Below are 23377 nucleotides of genomic sequence, written 5' to 3'. Positions count from 1 at the left end.
TAATTAAGTCCGCCTTATTGTGTCAGCCGCTTTACAACAGCAGCCACATGTTCGGCAGCGGTTTTCACTTGCTCAGCCGTATTGCCGAGACCGAAGCTGATTCGAATTGAGGACGTCAGCCGGTCGCTCTCTTCACCGAACATGGCAGTCAGAACGTGTGACGGCAGGACTGAACCAGCGGTGCACGCTGATCCGCTGGAGACCGCAACTCCCGCCATATCAAGATTTACCAGCAGTGCCTCCACAGATGCACCGGGAAAATAAAGGTTCATGACATGCGGAAGGCTATGCTCTTGATCTCCATTGATCTCGAATGCCACATCGGCATCCTTAAGCGTACCGGCAATGATTGTTTTAAACGATTGATACTTCTCGTTTTTTTCGTCCCGTTCTTCGCCCGACAGCTTGACCGCTTCTTTCAGCCCGACAATTCCCGGAACATTTTCTGTTCCGGCACGGCGTTTTCTTTCTTGCTCTCCTCCGAATAACAGCGGAGAAAGCTTTACATCCTTACTTGCATATAAAAAGCCTGTCCCTTTTGGCCCGTTGAGCTTGTGCCCAGAAACAGACAGAAGGTCAATATGGCTGCTTTTCACATCAATTGGAAAAAAACCCGAATGCCTGAACAGCATCGGTATGAAAATAAGCCGTGTGTTCCTTCAGCAGCTCGCCGATTTCATCGATCGGCTGCACAGTTCCGACTTCGTTATTTCCATACATCACTGTCACAAGGATTGTATCATCACGTAGTGCTTCTTTCACCTGATTTGCACTGACTCTGCCGTTTTCATCAACATCCAGATACGTCACTTCAAATCCGTCTTCCTCCAGTTTTTCGCAAGTGTGAAGCACGGCGTGATGCTCAATTTTTGTCGTGATGATATGTTTTCCCTGATCTTTTCTGGCAAGCGCAGTTCCCATTATCGCTAAGTTGTCGGCTTCCGTTCCCCCGCTAGTGAAAATAATTTCCTGTTCTGCCGCACCAATTTCAGCTGCAATCTGCGCTCTTGCTTCGTCCACCCATTTGCGTGATTCTCTTCCAAATGAATGAATGCTGGATGGATTGCCGAAATTTCCGGAGAAATGCGGTATCATTTTCTCCAGCACGCGATCATCCATCGGAGACGTTGCGGCGTGATCCAAATAAATCCGTTCCATTTTGTTTTACACCTCTGATTTAAATATAGAACATATAAGCTTCTTGCTCCCCATCTGTATAGCTGGCAAGGTCCTCTAATGTTGTGCTGTCTAACACTTCTTTGACGGCATCCCGTATGCGGATCCACAGCTCCCGCTTGGCAGGCTCCTCGTCTTCGAGCACTTCCACAGGGCTGATCGGACCTTCAAGCACGCGGATGATGTCTCCAGCTGTAATGGCATCCGGCTCACTGCCTAATACGTATCCGCCGTATGCGCCTCTGATGCTTTTGACTAAGCCGGCATTTCTGAGCGGTGAGACCAGCTGCTCTAAATAATGCTCTGACAAATTATTTGTCTGTGCGATGCTTTTTAATGAAGTCGGGCCTTCACCATGCTTTTTCGCGAGCTCGATCATAATGGTGAGACCGTATCTTCCTTTAGTTGATATTTTCAACATGAACACCTCTGTTATTTCATGATTTTCCACATATATAATGGTAATTTCTATATAATTCGTCCGTTTATTAAATAATAGACCAACTGCTATTATAGCATACCTTCTGCGAATTTTCATGGAAGCTGGCGGAAACGGGGCTTCCCCCTTTTCTAATTTCCGGTTTTCCGTTACCCTGTAATTAAGTAAGGAGAGATGATGATGAAGCCATTGGCATATCGGATGCGTCCGACGAAAATAGAGGATATTATCGGCCAGCAGCATCTGGTGGCTGAAGATAAAATTATCGGCAGAATGGTTCAGGCAAAACATTTGTCATCCATGATTTTGTACGGGCCGCCCGGAATTGGAAAAACCTCAATCGCAACAGCAATCGCCGGTTCAACAAGTATTGCTTTCCGCAAGCTGAATGCCGTTATTAACAATAAAAAGGATATGGAGATCGTAGCCCAAGAAGCCAAAATGTCCGGCCAGGTCATTTTGATTTTGGATGAAGTCCACAGACTGGATAAAGGAAAACAGGATTTTCTTTTGCCTTATTTAGAAAATGGCATGATTATTTTAATCGGCGCCACTACAGCTAACCCATATCACGCCATAAATCCGGCCATCAGAAGCCGAACGCAGATTTTTGAGCTAGAGCCATTAACACCTGAATTGATTAAACAGGCATTAGAGCGAGCTCTTCATGATGAGCACCGGGGGCTTGGCACATATTCCGTTTCAATTGATGACCAGGCGATGGAGCATTTTGCCCACGGATGCGGAGGAGATGTCCGTTCCGCTTTAAATGCGCTTGAGCTTGCCGTATTGTCAACGAAGGAGTCTGCGGACGGCGTGATTGACATCACGTTAGAGTCTGCGGAAGAATGCCTGCAGAAAAAGAGTTTTTCTCACGATAAAGACGGTGATGCGCATTATGACGTCTTGTCCGCTTTTCAAAAATCGATCCGCGGCTCTGATGCCAACGCCGCTCTTCACTATTTGGGCAGATTAATTGAAGCGGGTGACTTGGAAAGCATCGCGAGAAGACTGTTGGTTATCGCCTATGAGGATATCGGCTTAGCCAGCCCGCAGGCCGGGCCGAGAGTGCTGCATGCAGTTCAGACCGCCGAACGTATCGGCTTCCCTGAAGCGCGCATACCGCTGGCCAATGCGGTCATTGAGCTCTGTCTCTCGCCAAAATCCAATTCAGCTATTTTAGCAATCGATGAAGCGCTCGCGGACATCAGAGCAGGAAAAATCGGCGATGTCCCAAAACATTTAAAAGACGCGCATTATAAAGGAGCACAGGAACTTGGAAGAGGAATCGACTATAAATACCCTCATAATTACGAAAATGGATGGGTTGAACAGCAGTACCTCCCTGATCCTTTAAAGAACAAGCAATATTACAAACCGAAGCAAACTGGTAAATTTGAATCTGCGTTAAAGCAAGTGTACGATAAATTAATAAAAAGAAAATAAAAAAACAGCCTTGAATATGCTTCAAGGCTGTTTTTTATTCATTATTTATCCTTCACGCGTTTGATTTCAATATCTTTCAAAAGATCCATGACAACATGACCGCCCATAATCAATCCCGCAACTGACGGCACAAAAGCATTAGAGGACGGCGGCATTTTGGCTTTGCGGATTTTCGCATCGTCATTTCCGACTTCTTTTCTGACGTCTTCCCGGATTACAATCGGGCTTTCATCGGAGAAAATCACTTGAACGCCCTTTTTGATGCCTTCTTTACGGAGTCTCGTACGAACTACCTTTGCAATTGGGTCAGTATGTGTTTTAGAAATATCTGCAATTTGGAAACGTGCCGGGTCTGTCTTATTCGCCGCACCCATGCTGGAGATCAGCGGAATATCCCGTTTCAGACATTCTTTCATTAAATGGATTTTATAATGAATGGTGTCTGACGCATCAATTACGTAGTCAAGGTTATACTCAAAGAATTGCTCATACGTTTCTTCCGTATAGAACATTTTTAACGAAATCACTTCACACTCAGGGTTAATGTCTGCAATACGCGCTTTCATTAAATCCACTTTCGGCTGACCGACAGTTGAAAGAAGAGCGTGAAGCTGACGGTTTACGTTTGTGATGTCCACATCATCCTTATCGACAAGCAGGATGCGTCCAACGCCTGAACGTGCAAGCGCCTCCGCTGCGAACGATCCGACGCCTCCAACTCCAAGCACAGCAACCGTGCTGTTTTTCAGCGTTTCAAGGCCTTCTTTTCCGATAGCTAATTCATTGCGTGAAAACTGGTGTAACAAGAACCTCACTCCACATTCGTAATCTGGTTTTCATATGATAAATGGCTATTACAGAAACAGCCGTTTTTTCTGCGCATAAAAAATAAAGTCCCAATCGTGCCGTTGCAGCTTTCCTTTGTTTTGAACCCGCTCTCAGCAGGTGGGTGCCCTCTTTTAAATCTTGTAAGTCCTCTTTACCGAATGAAAAGAGGCATGTACGCCATTTAAAAATGCGGGCTCCCAAATCAAAAAAATGTTCGGTCAAAACTAGGTGTACAACTAACACATCAGGACTTTATTTAACTTGTCAAAATCATATCATAGACGATTTTGATTTTCAAGAATCGAACTGCACATTCAGTTCTTTACTTTTGTTTTAATAGAAAGATGAAGTTCATCAAGCTGCGCGTCGCTTACTTCTCCCGGCGCATCTGTCATCAGACAGCTTGCACTTGCCGTTTTCGGGAAAGCAATCGTATCTCTCAGATTCGTCCGGCCGGCAAGAAGCATCACGAGACGGTCTAAGCCAAGCGCGATTCCGCCGTGCGGAGGAGCGCCGTATTCAAATGCCTCAAGAAGGAATCCAAACTGTTCTGCTGCTTCTTCTTTTGTGAAACCAAGCAGTGCAAACATTTTTTCCTGAATATCCTTTTCGAAAATACGGATCGAACCGCCGCCAAGCTCATAGCCGTTTAAGACGAGGTCATAGGCTTGCGCTTTCATGTCCTCAGGCGCTGTTTCAATCAGCTCAAGGTCTTCACGGACAGGCATTGTAAACGGATGGTGCGCTGCGTAAAAACGGCCTTCCTCAGCATCATGCTCTAAGAGCGGCCAGTCAATAACCCATAAGAAATTGAAGAGGTTTTCGTCAATGAGTCCCCGTTCTTTCCCAAGCTTTAAGCGCAGGGCGCCGAGTGATGCGGCAACAACTTCGAATTTATCCGCTCCGAACAGCAGCAAGTCACCCTCAGCGGCATTAAGTGCTTCAATCAGCTTAGACTGCTTTTCATCATCAAAGAATTTGGCGATCGGGCCTTTCACTCCGTCCGCTTCGACCTTCACCCAAGCAAGTCCTTTCGCTCCGTAATTTGCAGCAAACGCACCTAGAGCATCGATGTCTTTTCTTGAGTAATCGCCTGCCCCGCCTTTTACATTGATGGCTTTGACTACTCCGCCGTTTGCCACAGCTGATGAGAACACCTTAAATTCAGTATCTTTTACAATGTCAGATACATCTGTCAACAGCATGTCAAAGCGAGTATCCGGTTTATCAGAACCGTATTTGTTCATCGCCTCGTCATACGTCATTCGAGGCAGAGGAAGCTTGAGTTCCACACCTTTCGTTTCACGCATAATCTTTGCCATCATATCCTCAGCCAATGACATAATGTCTTCCTGGCTCATAAAGGACATTTCAATATCGATTTGCGTAAACTCAGGCTGGCGGTCCGCACGCAAGTCCTCATCGCGGAAACAGCGGGCAATCTGATAATAGCGTTCAACGCCTGAGACCATCAGAAGCTGTTTAAATAGCTGCGGAGATTGAGGGAGCGCATAGAATTCACCTTCGTGCACACGGCTCGGCACCAAGTAGTCACGTGCGCCCTCAGGTGTGCTTCCTGTTAAAATCGGCGTTTCAATATCAAGAAACCCTTTTTCATCTAAAAAGCTCCGAGCAGCTCTCGTCACGTTATGGCGCAGCTGGATCGTTTGAAACATAGCCGGTCTGCGCAAATCTAAGTAACGGTATTTTAAACGCACGTCCTCTGATACATCATCCGCTTGATCAGAAATGGCGAACGGAGGCGTCTTCGCAGCACTCAATACAGTCACTGCATCAGCGTGAATTTCAATCGCGCCTGTTTTCAAATTCTTATTCACTGTACCTTCTTCGCGCGCAACCACTTTTCCTTGAATATCAAGTACGTATTCGTTTCTGATGCCTTCCGCAATAGCAAGCGCTTCTTTTGATACATCAGGGTTAAAAACGACTTGAACAATTCCCGTACGGTCACGCAAGTCAATAAAAATCAATCCGCCGAGGTCCCGTCTTTTTTGGACCCAGCCTTTCAGCGTTACAGATTCGCCAATTGCTTTTTCAGTCATTTCGCCGCAATAATATGTTCTTCCAAACAATGCGTTCCACTCCTTATCCCTTTTGGTTTGCTTTCATCACATGTATAAATTCATCAAGAGCCACTACAATCTGTTCGCCTGTTTTTGCATCCTTTACATTGATTTTGTTTTGAGCAAGCTCATCCTCTCCCAAAATCGCAATAAATCTGGCGTTGAGGCGGTCAGCGGTTTTAAACTGGCCTTTCATTTTCTTATTTTCGTAATCAATTTCACTGGAAATGCCTGCTTCTCTCAGTTTGTACACCAACGAAACGGAATAATCCTTCGCTTTTTCGCCAAGCGTCACGATATAGCAGTCAATCCCCTGATCAACAGGCAGTTCTCTTTTTTCAGCATCAATTGCGGCAAGCAGGCGTTCAATGCTCATCGCAAATCCGATACCGGGCGCTTCTGGTCCGCCGATTTGCTCGACCAATCCGTCATAGCGTCCGCCGCCGGCAAGCGTTGTAATAGCGCCAAAGCCTTCCGCATTGCTCATGATTTCGAATGCGGTATGATTATAATAATCCAGCCCTCTCACAAGGTTAGGATCAATTTCATAAGAAATGCCGAGATCGTTTAAATATTGCTTCACTTTTTCAAAATAAGCGGCTGATTCTTCATTTAAGTAAGTAAGAATAGAAGGTGCCGATTTCATCAGCTCATGATCCCGGTCCTTTTTGCAATCCAAAATTCTGAGCGGATTGGTGTGCAGACGTGACTGACAGTCTGAACAAAATTCCTCGATGCGCGGCTCAAAGTGTTTCACGAGCGCTTCTCTGTAGCTTTTGCGGCTGTCCCGATCGCCAAGACTGTTTATCACAAGCTTGACGTTTTTCAATCCGGCCTTCTGATAAATACCCATCGCCAGCGCCATTACTTCAGCATCTATTGCAGGGTCTTTCGATCCAATCGCTTCGATTCCAAACTGATAAAACTGGCGGTAACGGCCTGTCTGCGGACGTTCGTAACGGAACATCGGCCCGACATAATACAGCTTTGTCGGCTGAACAGGATTCGCAAATAATTTATTTTCATTAAAAGCGCGAACTGCTGCAGCAGTTCCCTCGGGGCGAAGCGTCAGGCTTCTGCCTTTGCGGTCCTGGAAGGTGTACATTTCTTTTTGTACAATATCCGTAGACTCCCCGACGCCTCTGGCGAACAATTCTGTATGCTCAAAAATCGGCGTGCGGATTTCTTTATATTGATAAGTTCGGCAAGTGTCTCTCATGATTTGTTCAACATACTGCCAGCGCTCTGATTCTCCGGGCAGAATATCTTGTGTTCCTCTTGGAATGTTATATCCCATGTGTAGACCTCCTTATGTATCCCTTATAAAATATACATTTATCGTCAATGATGAAAAATAAAAAAACTCCCGCCCCTACTATACACATATAGTAGGGACGAGAGTTATACCCGTGGTGCCACCCTAGTTGGAATATTTTCGTATTCCCGCTCGATCCTTTAACGCAGGTTCACGTTCACTGCCTAATGACGGTATCACGCGTTCAGCAGGAAACCTCCGGAGTGTTGTTTCGAGAAAGACGCAATGGGAGCCGCTTTCAGCCTGGGGCGGTTCCTCTCTAGCCATGCAATCTGACCTACTCTTCTCCATTATTGGTTCAGTTTAATTATTATTTATTATGTACTCGATTTCTATTATAATAATGGCATTGCTGTACTCTGTCAAGCTTTATTCCGGTTGTTTTTCTGCTGTGATGCTTCTTTGGACATAAGACCAAATTCCGTTGCCGTTTCAGTGAGATAACCGATTGTATCAGGATCGGCATGATCACTGAAATGCAGGTTTCCTTCGCCGTCGTGAAATGCACGTCCCATTTTTGGATGATATTTCATGATTTGCACACCTTTTTCATTGGATTTATGCCTAGTATAAACAAATCATTTTATTTTTATTTAAAAATCAGAAAGGACTTTACGATATTAAGAAAGAATGCTTTTTTTTATGATCATTAGAAAGGAGGACACAATGAGCAAGAAACACTTTGTCCTTATTGTATGTATTATCGTCGCCGGGGCGCTTTTCCCGCCTTTTTCTGCCGTTACAGCCGCTCAGGGAGAAGCGGTCATCGCAACAGATGAAATGAACGTCAGAAGCGGCCCGGGGCTTAGCTACGGCATCATGGCGGAGGTGAAAAAAGGAGAACGCTACCCCATCTTGAAAGAAGACGGAGACTGGGTGCAAATACAGCTTGGTTCCGGAGATAAAGGGTGGGTTGTCTCCTGGCTTATTACTAAGGAAAAACAGTCAGGCACAAGCTCTACAGACAGCAGTGAAACTGTAACATCAACAGATCCCGATTTACGGATGAGAACAGGCCCTGGTACTTCATACGAAGTCATCGGCAAATTCCCGCAGGGCAGCCAAGCCGCAGTGATTGACAAGGATTCCGGCTGGATCAAAATATCATATCGAAATTCCACCGGATGGGTATCTTCCGAATACGTCACTTCAGGCAGCGGCAGTTCAGCGTCTGAGGAAAGTGATCAGACAGAATCATCTGGTTCAACAACGGGCACGGTTGGCGTTTCTTCACTGAATGTCAGAGGGTCCGCCTCACATGATGCAGCGATTATAACAAAACTCTCGCGAGGAACGAAACTTACAATCCTCGAAGAGAAAAACGGCTGGCTCCATATTGAAGTGAATGGGCTAAAAGGCTGGGTCGCAAGCCATTACATTGTGACCAGTTCTGACCCAGCTGAAGATTCAGCTGATGTCAGAAGTTCAGACAGTACAAAAAAAGCCTATATCGTATACGGAGGAACGAATTTAAGAAGCGATGCTTCAACATCAGCTTCTATCGTTAAACGCGCAGCCAAAGGCGATGCGTACTCCATTACCGGATCAAAGGGCAGCTGGTATGAAGTAAAACTTGACAATGGGCAGACCGCTTATGTCGCCAACTGGGTGGTACAGACGTCTAAAAGCGCTGAAGAATCCGGAGAGCCGCCTGTCGCTGATTCCGCTTCCGGAAGCGGGTCGCTGAAAAACAAAGCGATTGTTGTCGATCCGGGGCATGGAGGAAAAGACAGCGGAACAATCGGCTATTCAGGCCAATTCGAGAAAAAACTGACGATCAAAACGGCGAAACTGCTGGCCAGCAAACTTAGATCAGCAGGAGCAGACGTGTATGTGACACGGCAGGATGATACATTTGTCAGCTTACAGTCACGAGTCTCGACGTCTCACTACCGCAATGCAGACGCCTTCATCAGCATTCATTACGACAGCTTTGCGGATACTTCTACAAGGGGAAGCACAGCTTATTACTACAGTCCTGCAAAGGATCAGGAACTGGCATCAGATGTACACTCTGAAGTGGTTAAGCGATCTTCAATTCCTGACCGCGGCGTACTGTTCGGAGATTATTATGTGCTCCGTGAAAACAAACAGCCCGCTATGCTGTACGAGCTAGGATATGTAAGCCATCCGCAGGAAGAAGCCATTGTACATAGCAATTCATATCAAGAAAAAGTAACAGACGGAATTGAGAGCGGATTGGAGAAATATTTTCAATAAAAAAAGCTGCCTTTTGGCAGCTTTTTTATTTTGAATCCATAATCAAAGTAACCGGTCCGGAGTTAGTGAGCTTTACATCCATCATGGCGCCGAATTTACCGGTTTCTACTTTGATTCCTTTTTCACGAAGCAGATCATTCCATTTTTCATAAAGGCCCAAAGCCTTATCAGGTTTTGCGGCGTTCATGTAGTTCGGGCGCCGTCCTTTTCTTGTATCTCCGTAAAGCGTAAACTGTGAAACAGACAAAACCTCTCCGCCTGTATCCAGAAGCGACAAATTCATTTTTCCATCACTGTCATCGAAAATGCGAAGATTCACCACTTTATCCGCTAAGTAAGCGGCGTCCTCTTCTGTATCATCGTGAGTGATGCCGACCAGGACCATAATGCCTTGTCCAATTTGGCCGATCACATCTCCATCAACGGTTACGCTTGCTTCTGTTACTCGCTGAACGACTAATTTCATTTTCTGACTCCTTTAATTCATGACGCGGCGCACAGAATATATATCCCTTATTTGCTTAATGCGCTCGACGACTTTATGCAGATGATTGATGTTCTGGATAAAAATAGCCATATGAATGGTTGCCACTTTGTTGCGATCCGATTTGCCAGAGACAGAAGAAATATTTGTTTTCGTTTCATTCACTGCCTGAAGCACCTCGTTAAGCAATCCGCGGCGGTCATACCCAAGAATCTCGATCTCAACATTGTATTCCTTGCGTTTTTGCACCTGTGACTCATGTTCCCACTCTACGGGGATCAGCCGCTCCTGCGCTTCATTCGTTTTGACATTCGGGCAGTCGTCACGATGGACGGAAACCCCTCTGCCTTTTGTAATGAAACCGACAATATGGTCACCAGGCACAGGATTACAGCATTTCGATAAACGCACAAGGAGATTGTCGATCCCCTTGACGCGAACGCCAGCTTCCCGCTTTCTTCCTTGCGGATACGGTTTAGGCTCCGCAGCGACATCCTGAACAATTTTTTCTTGTTCTTCCTGATCGCGCTGTTTTCTTTCTTTTTCCGTCAGCCGGTTCGCCACCTGCAGGGCTGTGATGCCATTGTAGCCGACCGCTGCGTACATGTCTTCTTCATTTGAGAAATTAAATTTATCTGCAACTTTTTGGATGTTCTCCGGTGTCAGGACGTCCTTCACTTCAAAGTCCAGATTTTTAATTTCTTTTTCAACCAATTCACGGCCTTTTTCGACATTTTCTTCGCGCCGCTGTTTCTTAAAGAATTGACGGATCTTATGCTTCGCCTGTGAGGTTTGAGCAAGCTTCACCCAATCCTGACTCGGACCATAGGAATGCTTGGAGGTGAGAATTTCAACGATATCACCTGTCCGAAGCTTATGGTCAAGGGTCACCATTTTTCCGTTGACCTTCGCACCGATTGTTTTATTGCCGATTTCAGAGTGAATCCGGTAAGAGAAATCAATCGGGACAGAACCGGACGGAAGCTCGATGACATCTCCTTTTGGCGTAAAGACGTACACCATATCCGAGAACAAATCGATTTTGAGCGATTCCATAAATTCTTCGGCATCTGTTGATTCATTTTGGAATTCCAAAATTTCGCGAAACCATGAAAGCTTTTTCTCAAATGTTGCGCTTTCACTCGCTGCTTTTCCTTCTTTATAAGCCCAGTGAGCCGCAACCCCATATTCCGCGATTTCATGCATTTCAAAGGTGCGGATCTGCACTTCCAGCGGGTCGCCTTTAGGCCCTATAACTGTTGTATGAAGCGATTGATACATGTTCGGCTTCGGCATTGCGATATAATCTTTGAACCTGCCGGGCATCGGCTTCCAGCATGTATGAATAATGCCGAGCACCGCGTAGCAGTCCTTTATACTGTTCACGAGAATCCGGACAGCAAGCAGATCATATATTTCATTGAATTGCTTATTTTGCAGCACCATTTTTCTATAGATACTGTAAATATGTTTCGGCCGGCCTGAGAAGTCAGCCTTGATGTTGACTTCTTCGACACGTTTTTTCACCTCATTGACAACCTCGTCGACATAAAGCTCGCGTTCTGCGCGTTTTTTCTTCATGAGGTTGACAATTCTGTAATATTGCTGAGGATTCAAATAACGGAGCGCCGTATCTTCCAGTTCCCATTTAATTTTTGAAATCCCGAGGCGATGAGCCAAAGGAGCAAAAATTTCCAGCGTTTCATTAGAAATTCTACGCTGTTTTTCTTGGGGAAGATGTTTCAGCGTCCGCATATTGTGAAGACGATCCGCCAGCTTGATCAGTATGACCCGGATATCTTGAGCCATAGCGACAAACATTTTGCGATGATTTTCCGCCTGCTGTTCCTCTTGAGATTTATATTTAATTTTACCGAGCTTCGTTACACCGTCCACAAGCATTGCCACTTCCTCGGAGAATGCTTCCTTCAGGTCATCAAGCGTCACATCAGTATCCTCCACTACATCATGCAGAAATCCGCCCGCGATTGTGGATGGATCCATTTCAAGATCAACGAGAATTCCCGCAACCTGAATCGGATGAATGATGTAAGGCTCACCTGATTTGCGGTATTGCTCGCGATGAGCATCTTCAGCGTACAGGTATGCTTTTTCGACAAATGCGATATGCTCATCGGATAGATAACTGCGCGCTTTATCAATAACTTGCTCGGCAGTCAATACTTGTTCGTTCGCCATGGAATCACCTTTTTTAAAATGTAAACTGTATTGTAGTTTATTATCAAGAAAAAAACGATAGATGTAAAGAGCAGAAGTTCAAATCACCAAATAATATATCAAATAAATGCAAAACAATAGGAAAAAAGCACCCTGTATCGAGTGCTTTTTCCTTTATGAGGTTATCTTTAGTATTTCATTAATGTTAAGATGTCATAATTATCAAGTTTATTTCTGCCATCAAGGTAAGAAAGCTCGATTAAGAAAGCGATACCAGCTACAATGCCGCCAAGCTCCTCAACTAGTTTGATTGTTGCTTCAATTGTGCCGCCTGTTGCAAGCAGGTCATCTGTAATAAGCACACGCTGGCCTGGTAAAATCGCATCTTTGTGGATCGTTAATACGTCTTTGCCATACTCCAAACCGTAATCCACTTTGATGACCTCACGCGGCAATTTGCCTTCTTTGCGCACCGGTGCAAAACCGACGCCAAGCGCGTAGGCAACCGGACAGCCGATAATAAAGCCGCGTGCCTCTGGACCGACAACCAAATCAATTTGTTTTTCTTTCGCATATTCCACAATTTGATCTGTTGCATAGCGATAGACATCGCCTTTATCCATCAGTGTCGTAATATCTTTAAATTGCACGCCCTCTTTCGGGTAATCCGGTACAATTGTTACGTATTGTTTTAAATCCATCTGTTTTATGTCCTCCTCGTACTTTCATAAGCCTCTGAATCTTGTTTCATCAGCTTATTCAGCCATTCCTTCAGCTCTTCAGCCGCAGAATAATTCAGCTTTTGATCCAGCTCCATCAGCTGCTGTTTTGCTTGATATGTTTGCGAGTCTGTTAAATCGCGTTTTTTCGCTCCGCTTATTACAGACAGCACACCATTCTCTATTTTAACAAAACCGAGATCAAAAAACACCTTTGTCATGAAATTGATTGTTTCAACGGACCAGCCTTTATGCCTCGCAAGCTCTGAGCCGTGTTTATTCAAGTCAAAAGTGCCTCTTTTCAGCAAGAATGCATAATACCATTTAAAGTGGTCTCTTGCCGGAAAAGATGATAAAAAGTGTTCCTCATGGTTGAGAAAGATGAAGTAAATCCGCTCAGGCGCTTTGCCTTCCAGCAAACGTGCGAGCATGTCCAGCGAAGGCGGAGAATCCAGTAATACAATATATGCATTGTCAAATTCATATGCCTTCGCTTGGTCCTCAGAACTGATAACGTGCACGTCATGGCGAAAATCTTCAGACTGAAGAAGCACTTTGGTTTCTTCTTTGAAGGAGACAATGACTCGTTTATCAGACGGAAGGGCGGAAACCGTATCTTTCCACGTGCGTTTTCCTCTTAAGTCAAACAGCTGCCATTCAGCAACAGCCGCATCCTTGATCATCAGCTGCGGTTTTTTTCTGTTATTCCATTCGTTGATCGACATTTCACCAACAATCGAAATTTTTGAACCGGGCACAATATTTTCCTCAAGCTCGCCTTTATTGAAACCGACGCAGTCAAGCTGGGAGGAATCGTTTCTAATCGTCATTTTGACATGATTTTTATTCGCCCCGATTTTGCGGACATCTTCCAGCACTGCGTTTTCTACCATCACATGCGGTTTCGGATTCAGCATGCCGAAGGGGGAAAGCAGATTCATCTCTGTGATGCTTTCAACCGTAATGTCCTCCACGCTGCATACGAGGTCTACTTCCTGTACAGGAATAAAATCTTCTTCTGTAAGCGTATTGTCAGCTATCTCATTCAGCCTGTTCCGCAATTCCGGCACATCTTCGGCATTCAGCGTCATGCCAGCCGCCATTGGATGGCCTCCAAAGTGCGGAAGAATATCTCTGCATTCAGAAAGGCTTTCAAACAAATTAAATCCCCTGATGCTTCGTGCCGAACCTTTGGCGATCCCTTTTTCTTCATCAATTCCAAGGACAATGGCCGGGCGGTAAAAACGGTCTACAAGCTTTGAAGCTACAATTCCGACGACTCCGGGATTCCACCCTGCTTTTGCCACGACAATCGCAGTTTGATTAAGCCCTTCTTGTTCAACCATTTCAATCGCTTCATCCGTCATTTTGCTAACCATCTTTTGCCGTTCTTTATTAAGCTGATCGATTTCAGCGGCAAGCTCTTCCGCTTCAAACGGGTCCTCTGACATCAGCAAATGAACAGCAGGATCGGCCTGTTCAATTCTTCCGACTGCATTCAGTCTCGGTGCGAGCTGAAATCCGACGGTTTCTTCGTTCGCTTCTCCGATTTCTCCGCCTGAGAGCTTAATCAGTTCTTTTAAGCCAAGCCGGTTCGTCCGCCGGAGCTTTTCGAGACCTAATGTTGCAATTAATCTGTTTTCATCATGCAACGGAACTAGATCGGCAATGGTGCCGATTGCCGCCAGGTCAAGAAGTTCATCTGGCAATTCGCCCAATAATGCGTGGGCAAGCTTAAACGCCACGCCCACTCCTGCAAGCTCCTTAAAAGGATAGGTGCAGCCAGGCTGCTTCGGGTGAACGATCGCATGGACATCCGGAAGCTCCGGTCCAGGCTCATGGTGGTCGGTAATGATGACATCTAAGCCAAGTTCCTTTGCTACCTTCGCTTCATGGACAGCGGCAATCCCCGTATCAACCGTAATAATGAGTGAGAAGCCTCGTTCTTTAATCGAGCGAAATGCCTGTTCATTAGGGCCGTAGCCTTCTTTAAACCGGTCAGGTATATAAAAATCAACTTGCGCCGACAGCTTTTGCAAAGTGTGCAGCATCACTGACGTACTGGTAACTCCATCGGCGTCATAATCGCCATATATCATAATCTGTTCTTGTTGTGAAATCGCCTGTTTTATTCGTTCTACCGCTTCTTTCATCCCCTTCATCTCATAGGGATCATAGAATTCGGCATCCTTTGTATGTAAAAACAGCCTCGCGTTTTCTGCCGTATCAAAGCCTCTTTTTACAAGCAGCGACGCAACAAGAGGTGTTATGTCCAATTGTTCTGTGAGTGATTTGACCTTTTCCTGATCTGGTCGCTGGATTTCCCATCGCATTTTTGACGCTAACATAAATTCACCCCTCAACCACCCTATTATACTAGAGCATGCTGAGGGGTTTCAAATATAATTCGAAAACTAGTCTTTTTTCTCAATAATGGCGGATGCATCCTGTGTGTCGGCTTGAACATCATTCAAATGAGCATCCTCTTGGTTATGTATCACATCCTGTGCGGTTTTGGTTTCTTTCCGCAACGCTTTTATTTCTCTCTTTAATTTCATGACTTGAAAAATTCCGGCAGAAAAAACGATCAGCGCCCCCATCAGTACTGAACCTAAAATGACTAGAATAAGCGGCCACTCTGATCTGCCAAACAGGTAATCAACTTCTACGGATCTTACATTAATGACTGCGAAAACAGCGACAAGCAACGTAAAAATAAGTGCAAATATAATCGTCCATTGTTTGTTCATTCGATTACCCCCAAACTTCACTTATTGAGGTTAGTTTCCCTATTCACATTGGTTTTAAACATGGCTTGACGCGAGTCAAGCCCCCAGTGCGGTTAATTTTTCACGGATCAGCCTCTTCAGTCCGTCTCTCTCTCCAGAGATGACGAGTGTATCTCCTTCTTCTATCACTGTTTCAGACCCTGGATTCAATTGCTTTTTCTGATTCTTCTTTAATATAGCGATGACTGTCGCTTGATATTCCTGCCGCACGTCCAAATCCCCGATTGTCTTGTGAACGGCTGGTGCTCCTGCTTCTGCTTTAAACCATTCTATGATCAAATCGTCAAGAGCCACTTCCACGGTTTCTAACGCTTTCGGTTTATATGCCATCCCGCCCAGAATCGCAGAAATCTGCCTCGCTTCCGCATCATCAAACTGTACGGATGTCACACATTCTTCATGATCATTTTCGTCAAAATAATACAGCTCTCTTCTGCCGTCGTCATGAATGATAATTGATATTTTATCTTGGTTTCTGGTGACAATCTCAACTTTTTGCCCGATACCCGGCAGCTCCGACTCGCGAACCTTCATACCCAAACCCTCCCACATAAATGAAAACCTGTCACAAATCCTCTTCACACCATTTATATGTTTAATTGTAAGCGTATGTCATTATAGCAAATGTCTATTTTAAGATCAATCAAACGCCAAAAAATCAGGCTGCCCATAATGGACAGCCTGACAGTTACTCTATAGTTCCGTACCTTTTTTTAATTCTTTCCCTTTCCAAACAAGCCAAATTTGCGCGGCAATGTAGAGAGATGAATAAACACCTGTTAACAGCCCAACCAATAGAGCGATTGAGAAGTTTGTAATAGAAGATGCCCCAAAGATCAGCAGTGTTATGACAACAATCACTACAGTTAATACAGTATTAATGGATCTTGTAAAGGTTTGCTGCAAGCTTAGGTTTACGATATGGCTCAAATCGGCAAACGTTTTCGGCTTGCGCTTTTTCATATGCTCGCGAACCCTGTCAAATGTAACGATTGTATCGTTAATCGAATAACCGACAATCGTCAGGACGGCCGCAATAAAGGTAACATCTACCTCCAGCCTTGTAATGCTGAAAAATGTGACGATAAAGAAAGCATCATAAAGCAGTGAAACAATCGCAGCAATCGCCATTTTGTACTCGAATCGGATGGAAACGTAAATAATGATTCCGATTGAAGCAATGGCTACTGCGTACAATGCATTTCTCGCCAGTTCTTTACCAACAGTAGGTGACACCGTGCTGACATTCGGCTCGGATCCGTACTTGTCTTTAAAGTAATCTTTCACTTTTGCAATGGTTTCTTTATCAGGCACTCCTACAAAGCGGGCAACACCAATATTGCTCTTTTCGCCTGACAAGACAACCGTGTCAGGTTCCATGCCAAGTGATGCAAAGTCCTTCTCCACCTGCTCTGTCGTGAGCTTATGGTCACTTTGCACTTCAATCCGTGCGCCGCTCGCAAAGTCAATGCCCAGATTCAGTTTAAATACAAGCAGAATAATAATCCCGGCAACGGTAACTGCACTTGAGAAAATAAAGAAAAAGTTTCGCTTGCTCGTAAAATCCCATTTTTGGAACGGCGTATACGGTTCTGTATTTTCATCTGTGTCCTGGATGTCCACAATATGTTTCTTTTTGACGCCAAACCAGCCTTTTTTCCGGTCTAACCATCTGCTTTCCACAAGAAGCGAGAGCAGAAATCTTGATAAGAAGACTGCGGTAATAAAGCTTGTCAGAATCGACAGAATCAGCATTGTCGCAAACCCTTTAACAGAGCTTGTCCCAAAGACAAAGAGCACAACCGCTGCAATAATGGTTGTAATATTCGCGTCAAAAATCGTCGCAAATGACCGTCTGTTTCCTGAGCGGAAGGCAGAACGGACGGATTTTCCTAGCTTAAGCTCTTCCTTAATCCGCTCATAGGTGATGATGTTGGCATCTACAGCCATCCCGACCCCTAAAATGAGTGCGGCTATTCCCGGAAGAGTGAGAACAGCGTTCATCCAGTCAAAAATCTGGAGCGTAATGTATACATAAACTGATAGCGTAATCACCGCAATCAATCCTGGCAGGCGGTAATAGAAAAGCATGAATAGGAAAATAATAGCTATTCCGACAATACCTGCAAACACCGTATCGTGCAGCGCCTGCTGTCCAAATTGTGCGCCTACTGATGTTGAGTATTTTTCAGTCAGTTTAACAGGCAGCGCCCCGGCATTTAAAATGCTGGCTAAATCTTTCGCTTCCTGGACTTTAAAATGCCCTTCAATTGTAACGTCTTTTGTGTTTAATTCCTGGCTTACATTCGGAGCGGAAACATACTTAGGGTGCTCTTTTTGAACTTCTTTCTTAAAAGAGTCTCCTTTTTCGTAATCCATCCAAATGACAAGCTGGTTGTTTGGCGCCATTTTCATGACCTTTTTTGTCACTTCACCGAATTTATCAGCATCTTTCAGTTTAATACTGACAATCGGTTCATTTGTTTTGGCGTCGTATGTTTGTTTTGCCCCGTTTTCAACGAGATCAGAACCGTTCAGCAATTCTTTGTCATTTGTATCTCTGAAAGAAAGCTGAGCCTCAGTCGCTAAAATTTCCCGCGCTCTGTTTTGGTTTGTCACACCAGCGAGCTGAACACGAATCCGGTTATTTCCTTCAATTTGGATGTTCGGTTCACTGACACCGAGGACATTCGCCCTGCGGTTCAAAGCCTCTACTGTGCTGACCAGAACGTCTTTTGTGATTTTGTCACCTTTTTTTACGGGCTGTACGTCATACAGCACCTCAAATCCGCCTTGCAAATCCAATCCTAACGTAATATTGTTTGCAGCAGGCTTTGTAAAGTAGCCCAGCCCCGTGCCAATCAATAGAACGAAAAGGAAAAACGCAATCAAGCGTCCTTTTTTCATTATGTATATCCTCCCTTAAACCTATGCAGATCAACTGCTACCTCAGTAGTTCTTCCAATGCTTCCTGACCTTCTTCACTGCCCAGCCAATTAGACGTTTTAAATGACTCAACAGTTGCATAGTTCATAAATTCTCCAATTTTCACTGATAAAATATCCCTTGTCAGTTCATAGATGTGCAGCTCCGATTTCTTTTTCCACTTCTTGTTTTTTAAGTATGACCACAAGCTTTCGAGTTCAACATCATCATATCCCAGAATCTTAAACTCTTCCAGTTTGCTGTAAAGAAACGGCCTTACGTGGTCTTTATACAGATCGGCTGGATGCTTATCCACGAATTCCACGCTCCTTTTTTATTGTTTTTCAAGAAGACTTGTCATGCTTGGACGATATATACGCATATCTTTATTGTATATGATTCCAGGTAGTTTGAGAAGGCAGGGGGTAAAAATGGCGAAACAGACGTTTTTAAAGGGCACTCTTATCCTTATCGCAGCAGGGATGGTCACAAGAATGCTCGGCTTTGTCAACCGGGTGGTCATCGCCCGATTTATCGGTGAAGAAGGGGTCGGGCTCTATATGATGGCGGCTCCTACCTTTTTCTTAGCCACTACATTAACTCAATTCGGTCTTCCCGTCGCGATCAGTAAGCTTGTCGCTGAAGCCAGCGCACGCGGAGATCATCAAAAAACGAAAAATATTTTAGTCATGTCTCTTACCATCACTGGGATTCTCAGCCTGATTTTCACACCGCTGTTTTTATTTTTCGCCCCGGTAATGGCGGAAACCATGCTGACAGATCAGAGGACGCTGTACCCCCTCTTGGCCATTACTCCGGTCGTGCCGATTATCGCCATATCCAGTGTGCTGAGAGGGTATTTTCAAGGAAAACAAAACATGAACCCGCTTGCCGTTTCACAAGTCCTGGAACAGGTCGTCCGCATTTCTCTCGTGGCTGTATGTACGACGATTTTTCTCCCTTACGGAATTGAATATGCCGCAGCGGGAGCCATGCTTTCTTCAGTTGCAGGAGAGCTGGCATCACTTGTTTATTTATTCATTTGTTTCAAATTCAAAAAGACAATGAAAATCAGAAAACATTTTTTTCAATCGATTAAAAATGGAAAAGAAACTTTTTCTCAATTAATGAGCGTCTCACTTCCTACAACCGGCAGCCGTTTTATCGGCAACCTGTCTTGGTTTTTTGAACCCATTGTTGTCGCGCAAAGCCTTGCAATTGCCGGAGTGGCGACAGTTGCGGCTACAAAGCAATACGGGGAACTGACCGGCTTTGCCATGACGCTGCTGACTCTGCCCAGCTTTATTACATATTCTTTGTCGACCGCGCTTGTTCCTGCGATAAGTGAAGGAATGGAACAGAAAAAACTTCAGGTGGTTGAATACCGATTGGAGCAGGCCATGCGGCTGTGCCTGCTTAGCGGGGGCATTTCAGTAGTGATTTTATATGTGTTTGCGGATGAGCTGATGAGCGTGATGTATGGGTCCTCAGGTGCAGCCGTGTTTATAAAAGTCATGGCTCCGTTTTTTCTGCTTTATTATTTCCAGGGTCCGCTTCAGGCTGTGCTGCAGGCGCTCAATTTAGCAGGAGCTGCAATGATGAACAGCTTGATCGGAGCCCTTGTAAAAACAGGCCTTATTTTCGTCCTTGCCACGAGACCGTCTCTCGGCATCATGGGTGCTGCATTAGCGATTGTAACGGGCATGGTGCTCGTCACCCTTTTGCATGCAGCGACAGTGAGCAAAGTGCTGCCGATCAGCATCAAAATAAAAGAGTACGTGCTCTGCTTTGCGGTTATTTTTATATGCGGGTTCCTCAGCTCTGCTGTCAAACAATATGTGCGGTTCGGAGAGTCGGAGGCTGTGAATGTTGCCGGATGGATTGCGATAAGCGCTGTTTTCTATATCATCTTGCTGCTCGTTTTCCGTTTAATCAAAAAAGATGAGCTTCGCCGCATCCCTATTATCGGACGCCTGATCGTCCGATGAAAATCAAGTGCGGTGCCCATCTTTTTCATCAATAAAAAATTCGCCGTCAGTAAACGAACAAAATGATATAGCTGAAGGATTCGTATATCCCTGTTTCAATAAATTCTCCTCAAGCCACTGGTTATCTTTGCCGATCCGAGCCAGGTTCTCAGTTTGAATGTCACCGTCAATGATAAGCGGCATCTCCAGCTGTCTATGTTCATCATTGTTTTGTTTTTTTACGACAGTCAGTTTGCCTGACGGCTCTAATATAGCAAATGATACATCAGCCACTCTGTCGATATTATTTTCTCTTAGCTGAACCATCAAATCATCAAAATTATAACGCTGTGATTTCATGGCGTTTTCGTCAATTTTTCCGTATTTAATGATAATGGTGGGCTTGCCGTCAAGAAGCTGACGTACGTTCCGATTTTTTAAGGATATGTATGCAAACGTCACTTGGATCATCATTAGCACAAGCATTGGCAAAATGGTATGAAACAGATGGTCCTCTACGTTTTCTATGGCCAGGACAGCAATTTCTGCCATCATGATAAAGACAACGAGATCTAATATACTAAGCTCTCCGATCTCCCGCTTGCCCATGAAACGAAAAATAATCAGGATCACAAAATATAATACGACTGTGCGAAACGTTATAGTAAGAAGCTCTTCCATCATGCACCTCCAACTCATCATAGCATGCAACAAAACAAACGATTTATGTAAGAAAAAGTGATCGTATTTCATAAAGCTTTTACGTCTAATTCACGGAACGAGGGAATACATTTTTACAAAGACGAGCCATCAGCATGTCTGAGGCTTTGTTTAAAAAGAACAGAAGCCTTTATAGATAGGCAGGGAGGAGAAATTCATGGAGGAAACGAAACAAGTTGGAAAAGGCATACTCTACGGCTTAATCGCTATTTTTTCAGCCATGCTCCTAACGAGTTTAGCCGTTTCACTTTTACTGACAGCAACCTCGCTTGAAGAATCATCATTTAACTGGCTGATCACCGCCGTATCATTTCTTTCTTTATTTATCGGCGGATTCATATCTGGCGGGAAAGGGAAGGAAAGAGGATGGCTGATTGGGGCATTGACTGCTTTAAGCTTTTCCTTGATTATTTTACTGTTTCAATATCTGGGATTCGGAAAAACATTTACAGCAGAACAGCTGCTCTTCCATCTTGGCTTTTTAGGCGTATGTATGCTTGGCGGCATTTTCGGAGTGAATTTGAGAGGAAGCAGATCTTCCTAATAAAAAAAGAGCGGGGGTTACCCGCTCTTTTTTGTTTGCTATGTATGAACTCCTGCTGTTATTCAGCAGCAGAAGTTTCTCTGATCGCGCGGCGGTCGAAAGTAAGACGTGTGTTATCACCAGTCTTAATGACGACTTTGCTTTCGTCGATAGAGTCAACTGTACCGTGCAATCCACCGATTGTCACGACTGAATCGCCTTTTTTCAGTTCCTCCTGCATTCGACGCACAGCTTTTTGCTGCTTCTGCTGCGGACGGATCAGCAAGAAATAAAGAACCGCAAACATTAAAATAATAGGAACTAATGTACCTAAAGTACCTGTCATCTTTTTCCCCCCTTTCTGAAACAAACTTGCCATTATGGCTTTTTATATTAGAAGCTTTTCGCATTTGGCTTGTTATAGCCGTAACGCTCAAAGAACTCTTCTCTGAAATCACCCAGACGATCCTCGCGAATAGCCTGTCTTACCTGCTCCATTAAGTGTAACAGAAAATGAAGGTTATGGTAAGTTGTTAATCGGAGTCCAAACGTTTCATTGCAGCGAATCAAGTGTCTGATATACGCCCGTGTGTAATTTTTACATGTGTAGCAATCACACTCTTCATCAATCGGACGGAAGTCTCTCTCAAATTTTGCGTTTTTCATATTGAGCCGTCCTTCAGCAGTAAACACCGTGCCGTTCCGTGCAATACGGGTAGGCAGCACACAGTCAAACATGTCTACTCCGCGGATCGCTCCGTCAATCAGAGCATCCGGAGAACCGACTCCCATCAGATACCTCGGCTTATCCTTCGGTAAAAGCGGTGTCGTAAATTCAAGCACCCGGTTCATAACGTCTTTCGGTTCACCAACGGACAATCCACCTATAGCATATCCCGGAAAATCAAGGGAAATCAAGTCTTTCGCGCTTTGTGTACGCAAATCTTCGTATTCTCCCCCCTGAACAATACCAAACAGGCCTTGCTCGTCCTGCCGGGCATGGGCATTCAGACATCGTTCAGCCCAGCGGCTTGTCCGCTCAACTGACCGTTTCATGTAATCGTATTCTGCCGGATATGGCGGGCATTCGTCAAATGCCATCATAATATCAGAGCCGAGTGCGTTTTGGATCTCCATCGCTTTTTCCGGAGATAAAAACAGCTTATCTCCATTTAAGTGATTGCGGAAGTGAACGCCCTCTTCCTCTATATTACGAAACTTGCTTAATGAAAAGACCTGAAAACCGCCGGAATCTGTTAAAATTGCGCGGTCCCAGTTCATAAATTTATGGAGTCCGCCCGCTTCTTTTACAATATCCTGTCCCGGGCGAAGCCATAGGTGATATGTGTTGCTTAATATGATGCCCGCGTCCATTGCCTTCAGCTCTTCAGGCGCCATTGTTTTAACTGTCGCCAGTGTGCCGACCGGCATAAAAACAGGCGTTTCAAAGGAGCCGTGGGGAGTATGCACTCTGCCCAGGCGCGCCCCTGTTTGTTTGCATTCTTTTATAAATTCATAGCGTATTGGTTGTTCAGCCACTTTTTATGAGGCCTCCTGTTCTCAA

At 44.8% G+C, this 23377-nt stretch carries 20 protein-coding genes, 1 other RNA gene, 1 pseudogene and 1 other annotated feature; of the genes and pseudogenes, 4 read left to right on the top strand and 18 right to left on the bottom strand.

Annotated features, from left to right (window positions below; translation table 11 throughout):
* Nucleotides 1-14 precede the first annotated feature (14 nt).
* Nucleotides 15-1158, bottom strand: a pseudogene (locus tag H7F27_RS07430) (cysteine desulfurase family protein).
* A gap of 19 nt (nt 1159-1177) precedes the next feature.
* Complete coding sequence (cymR, locus tag H7F27_RS07425; RefSeq protein ID WP_003225879.1) at nt 1178-1594, bottom strand: cysteine metabolism transcriptional regulator CymR; 417 nt, start codon at nt 1592-1594, stop codon at nt 1178-1180.
* Between the two features lie 201 nt (nt 1595-1795).
* Here cymR and H7F27_RS07420 point away from each other — a divergent pair, with 201 nt between their 5' ends.
* Nucleotides 1796-3061, top strand: a complete 1266-nt coding sequence (locus H7F27_RS07420; protein WP_103672583.1) for a replication-associated recombination protein A — start codon at nt 1796-1798, stop codon at nt 3059-3061.
* Between the two features lie 41 nt (nt 3062-3102).
* Here the strand turns inward: H7F27_RS07420 and H7F27_RS07415 are convergent, their stop codons facing one another.
* The 5 genes from H7F27_RS07415 to H7F27_RS07395 all read right to left on the bottom strand — a co-directional run bounded on the left by H7F27_RS07415 (nt 3103) and on the right by H7F27_RS07395 (nt 7821).
* Nucleotides 3103-3867 (bottom strand): tRNA threonylcarbamoyladenosine dehydratase, encoded by a 765-nt coding sequence (locus H7F27_RS07415; RefSeq protein ID WP_185848762.1) that lies wholly within the window; start codon nt 3865-3867, stop codon nt 3103-3105.
* A gap of 83 nt (nt 3868-3950) precedes the next feature.
* Nucleotides 3951-4143, bottom strand: a non-coding RNA gene (ssrS, locus tag H7F27_RS07410) — 6S RNA.
* Between the two features lie 60 nt (nt 4144-4203).
* A complete protein-coding gene (aspS, locus tag H7F27_RS07405) occupies nt 4204-5982 on the bottom strand; it encodes an aspartate--tRNA ligase (protein WP_105990304.1) in 1779 nt (592 codons plus the stop codon).
* A 13-nt stretch (nt 5983-5995) separates the two neighbouring features.
* Complete coding sequence (gene hisS, locus H7F27_RS07400; protein WP_105953505.1) at nt 5996-7270, bottom strand: histidine--tRNA ligase; 1275 nt, start codon at nt 7268-7270, stop codon at nt 5996-5998.
* A gap of 90 nt (nt 7271-7360) precedes the next feature.
* Nucleotides 7361-7591, bottom strand: a binding site (T-box leader).
* 59 nt (nt 7592-7650) lie between these two features.
* Nucleotides 7651-7821, bottom strand: coding sequence for a YrzK family protein (locus tag H7F27_RS07395; protein WP_010335119.1), 171 nt, complete (start codon nt 7819-7821; stop codon nt 7651-7653).
* Between the two features lie 133 nt (nt 7822-7954).
* Between H7F27_RS07395 and H7F27_RS07390 the strand changes: the two genes are divergently transcribed.
* Nucleotides 7955-9508 carry an N-acetylmuramoyl-L-alanine amidase family protein gene (locus H7F27_RS07390; RefSeq protein WP_106020185.1) on the top strand — a complete coding sequence of 518 codons (1554 nt, stop codon included), beginning with the start codon at nt 7955-7957 and terminating at the stop codon, nt 9506-9508.
* Between the two features lie 25 nt (nt 9509-9533).
* Here the strand turns inward: H7F27_RS07390 and dtd are convergent, their stop codons facing one another.
* From dtd to H7F27_RS07350, 8 genes are all read right to left on the bottom strand, one after another.
* The gene (gene dtd, locus H7F27_RS07385) at nt 9534-9974 is read right to left on the bottom strand and encodes a D-aminoacyl-tRNA deacylase (protein WP_010335121.1); all 441 of its coding nucleotides are present in this window, start codon (nt 9972-9974) and stop codon (nt 9534-9536) included.
* Between the two features lie 12 nt (nt 9975-9986).
* Entirely contained in the window at nt 9987-12191 is a 2205-nt protein-coding gene (gene relA, locus H7F27_RS07380) for a GTP diphosphokinase (protein ID WP_044154273.1), read from the bottom strand.
* A 167-nt stretch (nt 12192-12358) separates the two neighbouring features.
* The gene (locus H7F27_RS07375) at nt 12359-12871 is read right to left on the bottom strand and encodes an adenine phosphoribosyltransferase (RefSeq protein ID WP_010335123.1); all 513 of its coding nucleotides are present in this window, start codon (nt 12869-12871) and stop codon (nt 12359-12361) included.
* 5 nt (nt 12872-12876) lie between these two features.
* On the bottom strand, nt 12877-15237 hold the full coding sequence (recJ, locus tag H7F27_RS07370; RefSeq protein ID WP_185848761.1) for a single-stranded-DNA-specific exonuclease RecJ: 2361 nt from the start codon (nt 15235-15237) through the stop codon (nt 12877-12879).
* 66 nt (nt 15238-15303) lie between these two features.
* Complete coding sequence (locus tag H7F27_RS07365) at nt 15304-15639, bottom strand: LapA family protein (RefSeq protein WP_024122318.1); 336 nt, start codon at nt 15637-15639, stop codon at nt 15304-15306.
* 75 nt (nt 15640-15714) lie between these two features.
* On the bottom strand, nt 15715-16212 hold the full coding sequence (locus tag H7F27_RS07360; protein WP_024122319.1) for a cation:proton antiporter regulatory subunit: 498 nt from the start codon (nt 16210-16212) through the stop codon (nt 15715-15717).
* Between the two features lie 159 nt (nt 16213-16371).
* Entirely contained in the window at nt 16372-18585 is a 2214-nt protein-coding gene (gene secDF / locus H7F27_RS07355) for a protein translocase subunit SecDF (protein WP_101861157.1), read from the bottom strand.
* Between the two features lie 37 nt (nt 18586-18622).
* Nucleotides 18623-18919 carry a post-transcriptional regulator gene (locus H7F27_RS07350; RefSeq protein ID WP_024122321.1) on the bottom strand — a complete coding sequence of 99 codons (297 nt, stop codon included), beginning with the start codon at nt 18917-18919 and terminating at the stop codon, nt 18623-18625.
* A 115-nt stretch (nt 18920-19034) separates the two neighbouring features.
* On the opposite strand from H7F27_RS07350, the gene spoVB reads away from it, so the two are divergent.
* Nucleotides 19035-20591 carry a stage V sporulation protein B gene (gene spoVB, locus H7F27_RS07345; protein ID WP_024122322.1) on the top strand — a complete coding sequence of 519 codons (1557 nt, stop codon included), beginning with the start codon at nt 19035-19037 and terminating at the stop codon, nt 20589-20591.
* A 3-nt stretch (nt 20592-20594) separates the two neighbouring features.
* On the opposite strand, the gene H7F27_RS07340 is transcribed toward spoVB, so the two are convergent.
* Nucleotides 20595-21251, bottom strand: coding sequence for a DUF421 domain-containing protein (locus H7F27_RS07340; RefSeq protein ID WP_024122323.1), 657 nt, complete (start codon nt 21249-21251; stop codon nt 20595-20597).
* A gap of 196 nt (nt 21252-21447) precedes the next feature.
* Between H7F27_RS07340 and H7F27_RS07335 the strand changes: the two genes are divergently transcribed.
* Nucleotides 21448-21834, top strand: coding sequence for a TIGR04086 family membrane protein (locus tag H7F27_RS07335; protein ID WP_024122324.1), 387 nt, complete (start codon nt 21448-21450; stop codon nt 21832-21834).
* A gap of 58 nt (nt 21835-21892) precedes the next feature.
* Here the strand turns inward: H7F27_RS07335 and yajC are convergent, their stop codons facing one another.
* Both yajC and tgt read right to left on the bottom strand, forming a co-directional pair.
* Complete coding sequence (gene yajC / locus H7F27_RS07330) at nt 21893-22159, bottom strand: preprotein translocase subunit YajC (RefSeq protein ID WP_024122325.1); 267 nt, start codon at nt 22157-22159, stop codon at nt 21893-21895.
* Nucleotides 22160-22206: 47 nt separating this feature from the next.
* Nucleotides 22207-23352 (bottom strand): tRNA guanosine(34) transglycosylase Tgt, encoded by a 1146-nt coding sequence (gene tgt / locus H7F27_RS07325; protein ID WP_024122326.1) that lies wholly within the window; start codon nt 23350-23352, stop codon nt 22207-22209.
* Nucleotides 23353-23377: the final 25 nt, after the last annotated feature.

Origin of the sequence: Bacillus sp. PAMC26543 (assembly GCF_014250375.1) — a bacterium.
GTDB lineage: Bacteria > Bacillota > Bacilli > Bacillales > Bacillaceae > Bacillus > Bacillus halotolerans.
Note: the sequence above shows the minus strand (reverse complement) of the source record. Positions and strands in the feature narration are given on the sequence as shown.

Bases quoted from the DNA above. Each gene is read 5' to 3' on its own strand.
- H7F27_RS07420 (WP_103672583.1), top strand. From the start codon at position 1,796: ATGAAGCCATTGGCATATCGGATGCGTCCGACGAAAATAGAGGATATT.
- hisS (WP_105953505.1), bottom strand. From the start codon at position 7,270: ATGGGATATAACATTCCAAGAGGAACACAAGATATTCTGCCCGGAGAA.
- H7F27_RS07395 (WP_010335119.1), bottom strand. From the start codon at position 7,821: ATGAAATATCATCCAAAAATGGGACGTGCATTTCACGACGGCGAAGGA.
- H7F27_RS07390 (WP_106020185.1), top strand. From the start codon at position 7,955: ATGAGCAAGAAACACTTTGTCCTTATTGTATGTATTATCGTCGCCGGG.
- dtd (WP_010335121.1), bottom strand. From the start codon at position 9,974: ATGAAATTAGTCGTTCAGCGAGTAACAGAAGCAAGCGTAACCGTTGAT.
- relA (WP_044154273.1), bottom strand. From the start codon at position 12,191: ATGGCGAACGAACAAGTATTGACTGCCGAGCAAGTTATTGATAAAGCG.
- H7F27_RS07375 (WP_010335123.1), bottom strand. From the start codon at position 12,871: ATGGATTTAAAACAATACGTAACAATTGTACCGGATTACCCGAAAGAG.
- recJ (WP_185848761.1), bottom strand. From the start codon at position 15,237: ATGTTAGCGTCAAAAATGCGATGGGAAATCCAGCGACCAGATCAGGAA.
- H7F27_RS07365 (WP_024122318.1), bottom strand. From the start codon at position 15,639: ATGAACAAACAATGGACGATTATATTTGCACTTATTTTTACGTTGCTT.
- H7F27_RS07360 (WP_024122319.1), bottom strand. From the start codon at position 16,212: ATGAAGGTTCGCGAGTCGGAGCTGCCGGGTATCGGGCAAAAAGTTGAG.
- secDF (WP_101861157.1), bottom strand. From the start codon at position 18,585: ATGAAAAAAGGACGCTTGATTGCGTTTTTCCTTTTCGTTCTATTGATT.
- spoVB (WP_024122322.1), top strand. From the start codon at position 19,035: ATGGCGAAACAGACGTTTTTAAAGGGCACTCTTATCCTTATCGCAGCA.
- H7F27_RS07340 (WP_024122323.1), bottom strand. From the start codon at position 21,251: ATGGAAGAGCTTCTTACTATAACGTTTCGCACAGTCGTATTATATTTT.
- H7F27_RS07335 (WP_024122324.1), top strand. From the start codon at position 21,448: ATGGAGGAAACGAAACAAGTTGGAAAAGGCATACTCTACGGCTTAATC.
- yajC (WP_024122325.1), bottom strand. From the start codon at position 22,159: ATGACAGGTACTTTAGGTACATTAGTTCCTATTATTTTAATGTTTGCG.